Source organism: Nonomuraea sp. NPDC049695, from assembly GCF_040674955.1.
Classification (GTDB): Bacteria; Actinomycetota; Actinomycetes; order Streptosporangiales; family Streptosporangiaceae; genus Nonomuraea; species Nonomuraea helvata.
The window spans coordinates 25,794-39,053 of record NZ_JBFANV010000037.1 but is presented as its reverse complement, the minus strand read 5'-3'; the positions used below and the strand labels follow the sequence as shown (position 1 = coordinate 39,053).

10 protein-coding genes are annotated in these 13,260 nt (G+C 73.9%); 9 read left to right on the top strand and 1 reads right to left on the bottom strand.

Annotated features, from left to right (window positions below; genetic code table 11):
- The first annotated feature begins 36 nt into the window (after window positions 1-36).
- From AB0J64_RS29030 to AB0J64_RS29005, 6 genes are all read left to right on the top strand, one after another.
- Window positions 37-765, top strand: a complete 729-nt coding sequence (locus tag AB0J64_RS29030) for an ABC transporter ATP-binding protein (RefSeq protein ID WP_364033421.1) — start codon at window positions 37-39, stop codon at window positions 763-765.
- Window positions 759-3,293, top strand: a complete 2,535-nt coding sequence (locus AB0J64_RS29025; protein ID WP_364033418.1) for an FtsX-like permease family protein — start codon at window positions 759-761, stop codon at window positions 3,291-3,293. The genes AB0J64_RS29030 and AB0J64_RS29025 overlap by 7 nt, the downstream gene beginning before the upstream one ends.
- Window positions 3,294-3,354: 61 nt before the next feature.
- A complete protein-coding gene (locus AB0J64_RS29020) occupies window positions 3,355-4,131 on the top strand; it encodes an SDR family oxidoreductase (RefSeq protein WP_364033415.1) in 777 nt (258 codons plus the stop codon).
- Between the two features lie 202 nt (window positions 4,132-4,333).
- A complete protein-coding gene (locus tag AB0J64_RS29015) occupies window positions 4,334-7,123 on the top strand; it encodes an FAD-binding and (Fe-S)-binding domain-containing protein (protein WP_364033412.1) in 2,790 nt (929 codons plus the stop codon).
- Window positions 7,124-7,181: 58 nt separating this feature from the next.
- Window positions 7,182-7,694, top strand: a complete 513-nt coding sequence (locus AB0J64_RS29010) for a SigE family RNA polymerase sigma factor (protein ID WP_364033409.1) — start codon at window positions 7,182-7,184, stop codon at window positions 7,692-7,694.
- Window positions 7,691-8,884 (top strand): hypothetical protein, encoded by a 1,194-nt coding sequence (locus tag AB0J64_RS29005; protein WP_364033407.1) that lies wholly within the window; start codon window positions 7,691-7,693, stop codon window positions 8,882-8,884. The genes AB0J64_RS29010 and AB0J64_RS29005 overlap by 4 nt, the downstream gene beginning before the upstream one ends.
- 163 nt (window positions 8,885-9,047) lie before the next feature.
- Here the strand turns inward: AB0J64_RS29005 and AB0J64_RS29000 are convergent, their stop codons facing one another.
- The gene (locus tag AB0J64_RS29000; RefSeq protein ID WP_364033404.1) at window positions 9,048-9,767 is read right to left on the bottom strand and encodes a phosphotransferase; all 720 of its coding nucleotides are present in this window, start codon (window positions 9,765-9,767) and stop codon (window positions 9,048-9,050) included.
- A 66-nt stretch (window positions 9,768-9,833) separates the two neighbouring features.
- Here AB0J64_RS29000 and AB0J64_RS28995 point away from each other — a divergent pair, with 66 nt between their 5' ends.
- From AB0J64_RS28995 to AB0J64_RS28985, 3 genes are read left to right on the top strand one after another with little or no spacing between them, the layout of a single operon-like run.
- Window positions 9,834-10,361, top strand: a complete 528-nt coding sequence (locus AB0J64_RS28995; RefSeq protein ID WP_364033401.1) for a PadR family transcriptional regulator — start codon at window positions 9,834-9,836, stop codon at window positions 10,359-10,361.
- The gene (locus AB0J64_RS28990) at window positions 10,358-11,050 is read left to right on the top strand and encodes an ABC transporter ATP-binding protein (RefSeq protein ID WP_364033398.1); all 693 of its coding nucleotides are present in this window, start codon (window positions 10,358-10,360) and stop codon (window positions 11,048-11,050) included. The genes AB0J64_RS28995 and AB0J64_RS28990 overlap by 4 nt, the downstream gene beginning before the upstream one ends.
- Window positions 11,047-13,260, top strand: coding sequence for an FtsX-like permease family protein (locus tag AB0J64_RS28985; RefSeq protein WP_364033395.1), 2,214 nt, complete (start codon window positions 11,047-11,049; stop codon window positions 13,258-13,260). The genes AB0J64_RS28990 and AB0J64_RS28985 overlap by 4 nt, the downstream gene beginning before the upstream one ends.

Here is a 13,260-nt window from a genome sequence, read left to right as displayed (position 1 = left end):
ACCCCACAGATGTCCGCCCCCATAGCGTCGTCGCCCATGAATCCCATGCAAGCGGTCGACCTGACCTCGGTCACCAAACACTACGCACACGGCGTCACGGCGCTCGACGACGTGTCGATCGGCTTCGGCGCCGGCACGTTCACCGCCGTGATGGGGCCGTCAGGGTCGGGCAAGTCGACGTTGCTGCAGTGCGCCGCCGGGCTGGACCGGCCGGACACGGGGCGGGTGATCGTGGACGGCCGGGACCTGGCGACGCTCGGCGACAGGAAGCTGACGCTGCTGCGGCGCGATCGGATCGGGTTCGTGTTCCAGTCCTTCAACCTGCTGCCGTCGCTCACCGCCGCCCAGAACGTCGCCCTGCCGCTGCGCCTGGCCGGCCGCCGGCCCGACGCCCAGCAGGTGCGCCAGAGCCTGGCCGCCGTGGGCCTGGCCGAGCGCGCGAACCACCGGCCCGCCGAGATGTCCGGCGGCCAGCAGCAGCGCGTCGCCATCGCCCGCGCCCTGGTCACCCGGCCCGCCGTGCTCTTCGCCGACGAGCCCACCGGCGCCCTGGACGCCAACACCAGCCGCGAGGTGCTGCGCCTGATGCGCGACCTGGTCGACCGGCAGGCACAGACGATCATCATGGTCACCCACGACCCGGTGGCGGCCTCCCACGCCGACCGCGTGGTGTTCCTGGCCGACGGCCGGGTCTTCGGCGAGCTCCACGACCCCTCCGCCGAGCAGATCGCGACCCGGATGCTGCAGCTGGAGGCGTCGTGCTGAGGATCGCCTGGTCCACGCTGCGCACCCGGTGGCTCTCCTTCGCCGGCACGTTCGTCGCCCTGGCGCTCGGCGCGGCCCTGATGGCGGCGCTCGGGCAGGTGCTGGCCTCCAGTGTCTCCTCGCCCGACCGGGGCCCGCAGCGGTACGCCGCCGCGCCCGTCGTGGTCGTGCCCGACGAGCGGCTCACGGTGCGGAGCCCGTTCGGCCAGAGCAGCGCCCCGCTGGCCGAGCCGCGGGGGCTGGCTCCCGAACTGGCCGCCCGCCTGCCCGGGGCCGTGGTGGACCGGGTCTTCCCCGCGCAGCTCGCCGGGGGCCCGCCCGCCGTCGGCCGTCCCTGGTCCGCGGCCCGTACGGCGCCGCAGCGGTTGTCCGCGGGAAGGGCGCCCGCGGCGGACGACGAGATCATCGTCACCGGCGGCGCCCAGGTGGGCCGGCGGGTGCGGGTGGTGACCGCCGCGGGGGCCCGGCCGTACCGGGTGGTGGGGATCGCCTCGGCGGGGCCGCAGCCCACGGTGTTCTTCACCGACGAACGCGCCGCCGCGCTGTCGCCGCGCATCGACGCGCTGGCCCTGTGGCGGCCCGCCACCGAGGTACGCGCCACCCTGGGCTCGGCCGCCGAGCCGGAGACCGCCCTCGACCCGGAAGCCGACTCCGAGACGGACTCGCCGGCCACGTCACCGCCCGTCCCGGGCGAAAGCGGGAGCCCGGCGGTCTCCAGCAAGGTCAGGGTGCTGACCGGGCAGGACCGGGCGCTGCTCGACCCGTCCCGCGAGGCCGACGAGCGGGCACGGAACAACGCCAACACGATCGCCGGCATCGCCGCGGGTTTCGCGGGATTCATCGCCATCTTCGTGGTCTCCTCCACCTTCGCCTTCGCGGTCGGCCAGCGGCAGCGCGAGTTCGCCCTGCTCCGCACCATCGGCGCGACCGCCGGCCAGGTCAGGCGCATGGTGTACGGCGAGGCCCTGCTGATCGCGCTCGCCGCCTCGGCGCTCGGCGCGTCGATCGGCCCGCTGGCCACCCGGCCGATCCTGGACCGGCTGAGCGCCCTCGGGATGGCCCCCGCCTGGCTCGTGCCCTCGACATCCTCGGCGCCCTCGTACGTGGCCTTCGGCACGGGTGTGCTGGTCGCCGTGCTCGGCGTGGTCGTCGCCGCCCGGCGGGCGGGCCGGGTGCGGCCCGCGGAGGCGCTGCGCGAGGCGGCGGTGGAGCCGAAGAGCATGACGATCGGGCGCTGGATCGCCGGAGGCGGGCTGCTCGCCACCGCGGTCGTCAGCATGCTCGTCAACGCCGTCACCGACCCGGACGGCGCGACCAACAACAAGACGTTCATGCCCATCGTCATGCTGCTCATCGCCTCCGTCGGACTGCTCGCCCCGGTCTTCGTCCGGCCGGTCACGAACCTGCTCGCCGCCCCGCTCGGACGGCTGCGCGGCGCGGGCGGCCTCGTGGTCCCCGCCGGCGCCGTCGTCTCGACGCGGCGTACCGCCGCCACGGCCGCGCCGGTCCTGGTCACCGTGGCGCTGGCCGCGACGCTGCTCGGCGGCGCGGCGATGACCGACGCCACCAAGTCGGCGATGCAGACCGCCCCCGTACGCGCCGACTACCTGGTGCTGCCCGCGGGCACGGGCGGGCTGGACCGGCAGCTCGTCGAACGCCTGCGCGCCGTCCCCGGCGCCGACGTCACCACCGTGACCTCGACCAGCCTCTACACGCTCGAAGGCGAGGGCACCCAGCTCATCGAGCGGCCCGCCGAGGCCGTGAACCCGGCCACGCTCACGACCGCGCTGTCGGTGCCCGTGACCGCCGGATCGCTCGCGGAGCTGCGGGACGACACGATCGCGGTCTCCCCCACCTGGGAGCTGGGCCTGGGGCAGCGGGTGAGGATGTGGCGGGCGGACGGCAGCCAGGTCAGCCTGACGGTCGTCGCGCTGCTCGGCACCGGCTCCGCCGCGGACTCGTACGTCACGCCGGCGCACGCCCTCTCGGCCCTGCCCTCCGCCGCCTACGTGAAGCTGCGCCCCGGCGCCTCCGCCACCGAGGTCGGCAAGGCGTTGGAGCAGGCCGCCAAGGGACACAACGCCCGCGCCGTGACCAAGGCCGCCTGGACCGCGACCGCCGCCGACCGTCGCGCCTCCGCCAGCCGCCTCGGCCTGCTGGCCGTGCTCGCCATCATGCTGAGCTACACCGTGATCGCCCTGGTCAACACGTTGCTGATGGCGGCCCCCGACCGGGCGCCGGAGCACGGCGCGCTGCGGCTGCTCGGCGCGACCAAGGCCCAGCTCCTGCGGTACGTCATGGCGGAGGCCCTGCTGGTGGTGGCCGTGGGCGTGGTCCTGGCCGTGATGGCCACCGCGCTCGGGCTGCTCGGGCTGTACGCCGCGCTGGTGCAGCTGGCCGGTCCCGTCGCGGTCGACGTGCCGTGGCAGCCTGTCACCGGGGTGATCGCCCTCTGCGCGGTGCTCGCCGTACTGGCGGCCGTCCTGCCCGCGAGCCGGACCAAGGGGGTGGCGATCCCCCGGGCCTGAGCCGGACCTCGTGCGGCACATCGGCTGCAATCGTCAAGCAAGCACTTGGTAGAGTAAGGGAGTGCTGCTGGACGGTGAAGTCGCGATCGTCACCGGGGCGGGTCCCGGGCTGGGGCGGACCCTGGCGAGGATGCTGAGCGAGGAGGGTGCCAGGGTCGTCGTGGCCGCCCGCGGCGCGGCCACCCTCGAGCAGACCGCCGCCGAGGTGCCGGGCGCGCTCGCCGTACCCGCCGATGTGACCCGGATCGACGACGTACGGCGGCTCGCCGGCACCGTGATCGACCGGTTCGGCCGGGTGGACGTGCTGGTCAACGCCGCCTTCCCCGGGTCGCACCGCAGGAACGTGCTCGACATGACCGCCGGCGACCTCGAGGCGTGGCGCCGGGCCGTCGAGACCGGCGGCTACGGCACCCTGCTGGCCTGCAGGTTCATCGCACCGCACATGGTGGCGCAGGGCTCCGGCTCGATCGTGAACATCACCTCCATGTCCTCCCGTACGGGCTACGCGGGGCGCAGCGACTACGCCGCCGGCAAGGCCGCCGCGCACCTGCTGTCCCACTGCCTCGCCGACGAGCTCGGGCCGTACGGGGTGCGGGTGAACTGCGTCGCGCCCGGCTGGATCGCCAGCGAGGTGCTCGACGAGTGGATGCGGACGCGGGCCGCGGCGGAGGGCGTGACGTTCGAGGAGATCCGCGCGCGCGACGTCTCGGCGATGGCGCTGCGCCGCATCGCCACGGAGGAGGACGTGGCCCGCGCCGTGATCTACCTCGCCTCCCACCACGCGAAGGCGATCACCGGCGCCACCATCGACGTCAACGGCGGCCAGCTCTTCACGTGACCGGCCCACTCCCGGCCGGGTCGGCGATCCCGTGATCACGGAGCCGCTCGACCACGGTGAGCAGCGCCGACCCCCGTGACCTGGGGCTCAAGGACTGCACCGCGGTGGGTATCCTGGGCGGTTGGCCCCGCCCTGGCCGGGGGCCGGACCGGGTCCTAAGATCCACATCGACCCGCGGCGATGACTTCAAGGGAGCTCCAGCGTGACTGATCCTGACTCGCGGCGGCTGGGCGCGCCCGACCAGGCGACCCTGGCCGCGGTGGAGGCCGCCGTGCCCGGCATCGCCCGCACCCGGGCGAGCGACCGGCTCGGCATGGCGCACGACGCCTCCCACTACCTGCTCACCCCGCAGGCCGTGCTGGTGCCCGAGAGCGCCGCGCAGGTGGCGGCGCTGATGCGCGCCGGCCTGCCGCTGACCTTCCGTTCGGGCGGCACCAGCCTGAGCGGGCAGGGCGTGAGCGAGCACCTGCTGGTCGACACCCGCCGGCACTTCCGCGGCATCGAGGTGCTCGACGGCGGGGCGCGGGTGCGGGTGCAGCCCGGGGCGGTGCTGCGGCAGGTCAACGCCAGGCTCGCCCCGTACGGCCGCAAGCTCGGCCCCGATCCGGCCAGCGAGTCGGCGTGCACGATCGGCGGGGTCGTCGCGAACAACTCCAGCGGCATGACCTGCGGCACGCACGCCAACACGTACCGGACGCTGGAGTCGATGACCGTCGTGCTGCCCAGCGGCACCGTCATCGACACCGGGGCCCCCGACGCCGACGAGCGCCTGCGCGCCCTGGAGCCCGAGCTCACCAAGGGCCTGGAGCGGCTGCGCGACCGCGTCCGCGGCAACCCCGACTCGGTGCGCCGCGTCACCGCCCAGTTCTCGCTCAAGAACACCATGGGCTACGGCCTCAACAGCTTCCTCGACCACGACTCGCCCGCGCAGATCCTCGCCCACCTGATCATCGGCAGCGAGGGCACGCTGGGGTTCGTCGCCGAGGCGGTGCTGCGTACGGTCCCCGCCCACCCGGTGGCCGCCACCGGCCTGCTCGTCTTCCCCGGCCTGCGCCAGGCGATGGCGGCGATGCCCGAGCTGGTCGCCGCCGAGCCCGCCGCCGTCGAGCTGCTGGACGCCGAGTCCCTGCGGGTGGCCCAGACTGACCCGAAGGCCGACGACGTGCTCCGCACGCTCGCCGTTCAGGAGCACGCCGCGCTGCTGATCGAATGGCAGGAGTCCGGCGCCGATCTGCTCACCGAGCGCGAACACGCGGCCGAGCGCGCGTTCGCGGGTCTGCGGCTCGCGGCCCCTGCCCGCCTGAGCAGGGACGCCGGCGGCCGGGCCGCGCTGTGGCACATCCGCAAGGGCCTGTACGCCTCCGTCGCCGGCGCCCGCCCCAGCGGCACCACCGCCCTCCTGGAGGACGTCGCCGTCCCGGTGCCCGCTCTGGCCGACCTCTGCGACGAGCTGACCGACCTGTTCGCCAAGCACCGGTACGAGCGCAGCGTCATCTTCGGCCACGCCAAGGACGGCAACCTGCACTTCATGCTCAACGAGCGCTTCGACACGGACCTGCGGCGCTACGCCGACTTCACCGAGGACATGGTCGAGGCCGTCCTCGGCCGGGGCGGCACGCTCAAGGCCGAGCACGGCACCGGCCGCGTCATGGCCCCCTTCGTGCGCCGCCAGTACGGCGACGAGCTGTACGCGGTGATGTGCGAGGTCAAGCGCCTGTGCGATCCCGCGGGCACCCTCAACCCCGGCGTTCTCCTCACCGACCGGGACGACGCCCACCTGCGCGACCTCAAGGCCGTCGTCACCGTCGAGCCCGAGGTCGACCGGTGCGTCGAGTGCGGCTACTGCGAGCCCGTCTGCCCGAGCCGCGACCTCACCACCACCCCGCGCCAGCGCATCGTGCTGCGCCGCGAACTGGCCGCCGCCCACGAGGCGGGCGACCACGCGCTCGCCCGCCGGCTGGAGGAGGAGTACGGCTACGACGCCGTGGACACCTGCGCGGTGGACGGCATGTGCGCCACCGCCTGCCCCGTTCTCATCAACACCGGCGACCTCACCAAACGCCTGCGGGCCGAGCGGCACGGGCGCCTGGCGCAGAAGGGCTGGAAGACCGCCGCCCGCCACTGGGACGGCATCACCCGGGCGATGAACCTGGCCCTGGACACCGCGGCCGCCGCCCCGCCCCGGCTCTCCGAGAGCGCCAGCCGCGCCGCCCGCTCGGTCGCGGGCCCCGACACGGCACCCCAGTGGACCCGCGACCTGCCCCGTGGCGGCACGCGCCGACGCCCCGCCCCGGTGACCGGTGCCGACGCCGTCTACCTCCCGTCCTGCCTGAACACGCTGTTCGCCCCCGCCGACGGCGGCCCCGGCGTCATGACCGCGTTCCGGCGCCTGGCCGAACGCGCCGGCCTGCGGCTGCACGTCCCGGAGGGGATCGGGAGCCTGTGCTGCGGCACGCCCTGGTCGTCGAAGGGCTACACCGACGGCCACGAGGCGATGGGCCGCCGCGTCAGCGACAGCCTGCTCGCGGCCACCGACGGCGGCCGCGTCCCGGTCGTCAGCGACGCCGCCTCCTGCACCGAGGGCTACGGACATCTCGTCCCCGGCCTCCAGGTGATCGACGCGGTCGCCTTCACCGCCGAGCACATCCTGCCCCGGCTGCCGGACGCCCGCCGCCTGCCCTCCCTGGCCCTGCACCCCACCTGCTCCTCCACCCGGCTCGGCCTGGACGCCGCCATCACCCGGATCGCCCAGGCGATAGCGGAGCAGGTCGTCGTCCCCGACGGCTGGCAGTGCTGCGCCTTCGCCGGCGACCGCGGCCTGCTCCACCCGGAGCTGACCGCCTCGGCCACCCGCGCAGAAGCCGCGTCCGTGGCGGCCGGGGACTTCGCCGCGCACGCCTCGGTCAACCGCACCTGCGAGCTCGGCCTGACCCGTGCCACCGGCCGGCCGTACCACCATCTGCTCGAGCTCCTCGATCAGGTCACCACATGACGGCATAGTTCTCCGCCTCCTCCGCGTCCTTGCTTGGTGACACAGGCAAGGAGGCCGGGTGGATCCAGATCGTGAAGCGGAGTTCCGGACGTTCGTCGTCGAACGCTCGGCGGCCCTGTTCCGCACCGCCTACCTGCTGACCGGGGACCGGCACTCCGCCGAGGACCTCGTGCAGTCGGCGCTGGCCAAGACGGCCGCGAAACTGGCCAGGCTGCGCGATCCCGCCGCCGTCGAGGGCTACGTCCGCCGCGCCATGTACCACGAACAGGTGAGCTGGTGGCGGCGGCGCTCCAAGGCGGCCGAGGTGTCCACCGACCACCTGCCCGACCTGGCCGACGACGGGCACGCCGATGTGGCGGACCTGCGGCTGGTGATGCGCTCGGCGCTCGCCCGGCTGACGCCTCGCCAGCGGGCCGTCCTCGTGCTCCGTTACTTCGAGGACCTGCCGGAGAGCGAGATCGCCAAGGTGCTCGGCATCAGCGTGGGGACGGTGCGGAGCCAGACCCACAGGTCGCTGGAACGGCTGAAGAAGGTCGCCCCCGAGTTGAGGACCATGAGGGAGCCGGCGTGAACATCGAAGAACTGCTCCGCGAGACGCTCGCCAACATGTCGCGCGAGGAGGAACCCCCGCCGCCGAGCCGGTTCCTGCGCGCACGGCCGGCACGCCGGCGCGCCTGGCGGCCGGTGGCAGCGGCCGCCGGGGTGGCCGTGCTCGTCGCCGCCACCACGGTGGTGATCCAGCGGGCCGTGCCGAACACGTCGGACGGCCCGGTGGCCTCCGACACGAGCCGTCCCGTGCCGGTGTCGGAGTTGTGGCCGCGCGCCACGCACCTCCTGCCGAAGAAGCTGCCGAACGGCCTCACCTACCGCGCGGAGGCGTTCCTCGACGAACGCACGCTGCTGGTCAGGACCGGCGAGGGCGACACGGCCTGGTGGTCGTACGACGTCCGCTCCGGCACCGTGAAGCGGCTGATCGCGTTCGTGCCGCCACCCAGGACGGACTACACCTCGCCCGTCGTGATCGGTGGCGGGCGACTGGTCTGGTACACGGTGTCCTGGGGGACGGTCAAAGGCCTCCTCGACATCTGGACGGCCCCGGTGACGGGAGGCAATGCCCACAAGGTCACCTCAATCCGCCAGACCATGAAATATGGCGACATCGACCTGATGACCGTCGTGGACGACAAGGTGGTCTGGTCGCGCGGCCTCAAAGGCGGCCTCTACCAGGCCCCGCTCTCCGGCGGCAAGCCGGCCTCGATCCCCGGCACCAAGCGGTACCACCTGCTCCAATGGCCTTGGGCGGCCACTTCCAAGCGCGGGCGCGGCGACCGGTATGACACTCGGCCCACCTTCCAGCGCCTGGTCAACGTCCTGACCGGAGAGCGACGCGACGCCGGAACGGGCGCCTCGCCGTGCTCGCTCACCTGGTGCGTGAACTACCCGAACGCACAGGCGCTCCACCGTGACGGCTCCGGCCCCCGCACATTGCCCGCCAGGCCGCTTCCTCCGGGGGAACCCGCCCTTGACCGCTTCCTTGTGGTCATGCAGAGCTTGTCCCGAGCCGACAACCGCCTGTTCCTGTACGACCTCAAAACCCGCAGGACCGGCGATCTCGGCATCCGCTTCGAGATCAAGTTGGAGGACAGGACCGCCTCCGACTACATCGAGGCCGTCACCATCGACCACACCACGCGTTACGTGCTCACCTACGACCTCGGCGACAAGCGGGTGGTGATCGATCTCCCCCGCATCCCGGGTTAGAGATCACCCGCCGGGCGGGGCGGTGCTGCCGCGGACGACGAGCCCGGGAGTGGGGGCCTGCACCGCCCGCGGCTCGGGACTCTCGGCCATCACCCGGAGCAGCTCCGTCGCCGTGAACAGGCGCCGCGGCGGTCATACCCGATGACCGCCGCGGCGCCGACTGTCATCGCAGTGCGGCCAGAAGGCGCCTCCGGTGCCGGCGGACGAGGTCGCGATCGGTGGCGGCCCAGGTGACGGCCGCCTCGGCGTGGCGGCGGCGCGCGGGTGTGAGCGCGGGGTCGTCGATGTTCGCCGCCTCCGCGTCGACGATCCGGGTCTGGCTACGCACCATCGCGTCCAGGAGGCGCTCCGGTTCGACGGCGCCGTAGCCGTCGCGCAGCTCACGCAGGTGCCGGGCCTGTTCGTCGATCGGTACGCGGCCCTGTGACTGGATGCACCAGGTCCACGCCATGTAGCCCAGGTCGTCGAGCCGGTCGCCGGGACGGCAGGAGGACCAGTCGATCAAGGCCACCGGCAGGCCCCGCTGGAAGATGGCGTTGAAGGGCCCGGGATCGCCGTGGAGCACGCACTCCCGGCCGGCGGCCAGCGGGTGACCGGCGGTCGCCTCGTGCAACGCGCGTAGCATCCGGCCGCCGGCCGCGTATGCGCCGTCCGCTCGCTGCGTGGGGTGGTCGGTGGTGGTGCCGGGGATGAAGCTCAGGATGTCCCGGCCGCGTTCGTCGATGCCGAGGTGGCGCGGCGCGTGGCGGTAGCCGACGGATTCCAGATGCGTCAGCACCCGGGCGGCGAACGCCGCGCCGGCGTCGCGGGCGCGGCGCACCGTGTCGCCGACCCGCACGACCTCCAGGGCGTTGTTGCCGCCGGTGAGGGGCTCCTCGGTCACGACAACCATGATGCGCCATGCCCCCCTACTCTCGCCGGATATACTCTCGGTGTATATTCTCAGGGCATGAGCGTCCCTCTAGCGCTGCTCGGCCTCCTCGAGCGGCAGCCGAGCCACGGATACGACCTGAAACGCGACTACGACACCTACTTCGGCGGGGGCAAGTCGCTCCCCTTCGGTCAGGTGTACTCCACGCTCGCCCGCCTGACCCGGGACGGCAAGATCACCGCCGGGCAGAGCGAGCCGGGCGACGGCCCCGACCGCAAGCGCTACGCCATCACCCCGATCGGCACGAACGAGGTCGAGTCGTGGCTGGCCGAGCCGGTCGCGGCCGAGCCGTATCTGCAGACGGTGTTCTTCACCAAGGTCGTGCTGGCGCTGATGCTGGGCCGCGACGCGGCGGGCTACCTGGACGCCCAGCGCGCGACGCATCTGCGGCGCATGCGGGAGCTGACCGAGATCAGGCGCGAGGGCACGCTGGTGGACACGCTCCTCGCCGACCATGCCCTGTTCCGTCTCGAGGCCGACCTGCGGTGGATCGACGTCACCCAGGCCCGGCTGGAGGCGCTGGCGGAGACGGTGCGCGGTCGATGATCGTCAACGCTCTGCTGCGGGCCGAGGGGATCAGCCGCTCCTTCGGCAGCACGCCCGCGCTGCGGGAGGCCAGCCTGTCGGTGACCGCGGGTGAGGTGCTGGCCATCATGGGGCCGAGCGGCTCCGGCAAGTCGACGCTGCTGCACTGCCTGGCCGGGATCTTCACCCCGGACAGCGGCGAGGTCTGGTTCGACGGGCGGCGGCTGGACACGCTGGACGACGGCCACCGCAGCGAGCTGCGGCGCACCGCCTTCGGGTTCGTCTTCCAGTTCGGCCAGCTGGTGCCCGAGCTGACCGTGACCGACAACGTGGCGCTGCCGCTGCTGCTCAGCCGCGCCAGGCGCAAGGACGCCTACACGCGGGCCGCCTCCTGGCTGGAGCGGCTGGAGCTGGCCGGCCTGGGCGGCCGGCGTACCGCGGAGCTGTCCGGCGGGCAGGCGCAGCGGGTGGCCATCGCCAGAGCGCTGGTGACGCGGCCGCGGGTGGTCTTCGCCGACGAGCCGACCGGCGCGCTCGACTCGCTCACCGGCGAGCACGTGATGGACCTGCTGGTGGGCCTGGCCCGCGAGGAGGGCGCCGCCGTGATCGTGGTGACGCACGACGCCCGGGTCGCCGCCTGCGCCGACCGGGAGGTCGTCGTGCGCGACGGCAAGGTGACCGACCCGTACGCCGGCGGGATCGTCCGATGATCTCGCTGGGGCTGCGGTTGTCGCTGCGCAGCGGCAGGGAGACGGCGGCCCGGCTCGCGCTGATCGTGGCCGGGGTGGCGGTCGCCGTCGCGGTCCTGTTGGCCACGCTGTCGCTGTTCAACGCCTTCCAGGCCACCAACGACCGCCCCTGCTGGGAGTGCACGCAAGGCACGGCGCCCAGCGGCTGGGCCCTGGACGCCACCGCCGACGGCGGGCTGTGGAACCTCCGCGAGGACTACTACGCGGGCCGGACGATCAAGAGGCTCGACGCCGCCGCGCTCGGAGCCCGGGCGCCGGTCATCCCCGGCCTGGCGAGCATGCCCGCACCCGGCCGGTACTACGCCTCGCCTGCGCTGGCCGGACTGCTGGACTCGGCGCCGCGCGAGCAGCTCGCCGACCGCTTCCCGGGAGAGCGGGCGGGCCTGATCGGCCCTGCGGCGCTGTCCGGGCCCGACGAGCTGGCCATCGTGGTGGGACGGACGCCGCAGGAGGTCGCCGCCGTGATCGGCACCCGGCAGGTCGACGCGGTCGCCACCGAGCCCGCGGTCGACGACAGCGCGGAGGTCTACCAGTTCGGGTTCGGCATCGCCGCGATCGGGCTGATCGTCCCGCTGCTCGTGCTGGTGGGCACCGCCACCCGGCTGGCCGCCACCCGCCGCGAGGGGCGCTTCGCGGCGATCAGGCTGGTCGGCGCCACCTCCCGGCAGATCAACATCCTCGCCGCGGTGGACGCCGCGCTGGGCGCGCTGCTCGGCGCGCTGGCCGGCGTGGTGCTCTTCCAGCTCGTACGCCCGGCCGTGGCCGAGGTGCGGATCACCGGTTCGCGCTTCTTCCCCGAGCTGGCCGTCCCGAGCCCCTGGCAGTACGCGGCCGTGCTCGCCTGCGTGCCGCTCGTCTCGGCCGGCGCCGCCCTGTGGTCGCTGCGCCGGGTGCGGATCTCACCGCTCGGCGTGGCCAGGAAGGCCGCCCCGCCACCGCCGAGGGCGTGGCGGGTGATCCCGCTGCTGGCCGGGCTGGGGCTGTTCGCGGGGCCGGCGTTCAAGGAGGGCAAACCCGACGCCCTGCTGGCCGATGCCGGGATCGCGCTCATCATGGTCGGGCTCGTGCTGGCCGGGCCGTGGCTGACGATGCTGGCCGCCCGCCTGACCGCCCGGCTGACCCGTGGCGCGGCGACGCTGCTGGCCGCGCAGCGCCTGGCCGCCGACCCGAAGACCGCCTTCAGGTCGGTGAGCGGGCTGGTGCTGGCGGTGTTCATCGGCACGACGATCGCGGCCCTCGTCCCCACGGTCGTCAAGGGCCAGCAGGCCGTGGCCGGCGGCACGCTCAACGGCGTGCTGGGCGCCACGCTCTACCGGCCGGGCATCGAGGGCCTGTCACCGCGCGCCGGGGCGGACCTGCTGGCCCGGCTGCGCGCCGACCCCGGCGTGGACGTGCTGCCGATCTACGCCAGGGCGGACCTGGAGAACGTCCGCCCGACGCCTGACGGCCCGCCACCGGCGACCTCCGTCGTCGAGTGCTCGGGCCTGGCCCGATTCCCCGTGATCGGCCGGTGCCCTGCGGGCGCGCAGGCCGTGATGGGCCGTTTCGACCGGATCGTCGGCGCCGACAACCCTCTCACCATCGACAGGCTCCTGCCGCTGGCGGGACCCGCCAGCCAGTCCGCTTCCGCCACGGGGCTCGAGCTGAGAGCCGTCATGGTCCGCACGGGCGACACGGCGACGCTGGAGCGGCTGCGTACGCTGCTGGCCGGCTACACCGCCGAAGCCCCGATGACCTTCGCCGAGATCGCCCAGGTCAGAGCGGACCTGTACACCCGGGCGGAGAGCATCGCGCTGGCCATGGTGGCGCTCACCCTGGTCGCCGGCGCCTGCAGCCTCGTGGTGGCGGTCGGCGGCGGCCTGGTGGAGCGCAGGCAGCCGTTCACCCTGCTGCGGCTGACCGGCACGCCCATCCGCACCCTGGCCGCGGTGGTGCTGCTGGAGTCGGCGCTGCCGCTCGTGCTGGCCGCCGCGCTCGCCGCCGGCGCCGGCTTCGGCGTGGCCGAGCCGATGATCGACCAGCTCGCGATGAAGGGCGCCTCCCTGGCGATGCCCGGGCCCGTCTACTTCGCCTCCCTGGGCGGCGGCCTGGCCGCCTCCCTCCTGGTGATCCTCACGGCCCTGCCGCTGCTCAGGCGCATGACCGCCCCCGACAACGCGCGTTTCGAATAG

What these genes read in the sequence shown, in the direction of transcription:
- AB0J64_RS29030 (WP_364033421.1), top strand. Translation starts at nt 37, where the DNA reads ATGAATCCCATGCAAGCGGTCGACCTGACCTCGGTCACCAAACACTAC.
- AB0J64_RS28990 (WP_364033398.1), top strand. Translation starts at nt 10,358, where the DNA reads ATGATCGTCAACGCTCTGCTGCGGGCCGAGGGGATCAGCCGCTCCTTC.
- AB0J64_RS28985 (WP_364033395.1), top strand. Translation starts at nt 11,047, where the DNA reads ATGATCTCGCTGGGGCTGCGGTTGTCGCTGCGCAGCGGCAGGGAGACG.
- AB0J64_RS28995 (WP_364033401.1), top strand. Translation starts at nt 9,834, where the DNA reads ATGAGCGTCCCTCTAGCGCTGCTCGGCCTCCTCGAGCGGCAGCCGAGC.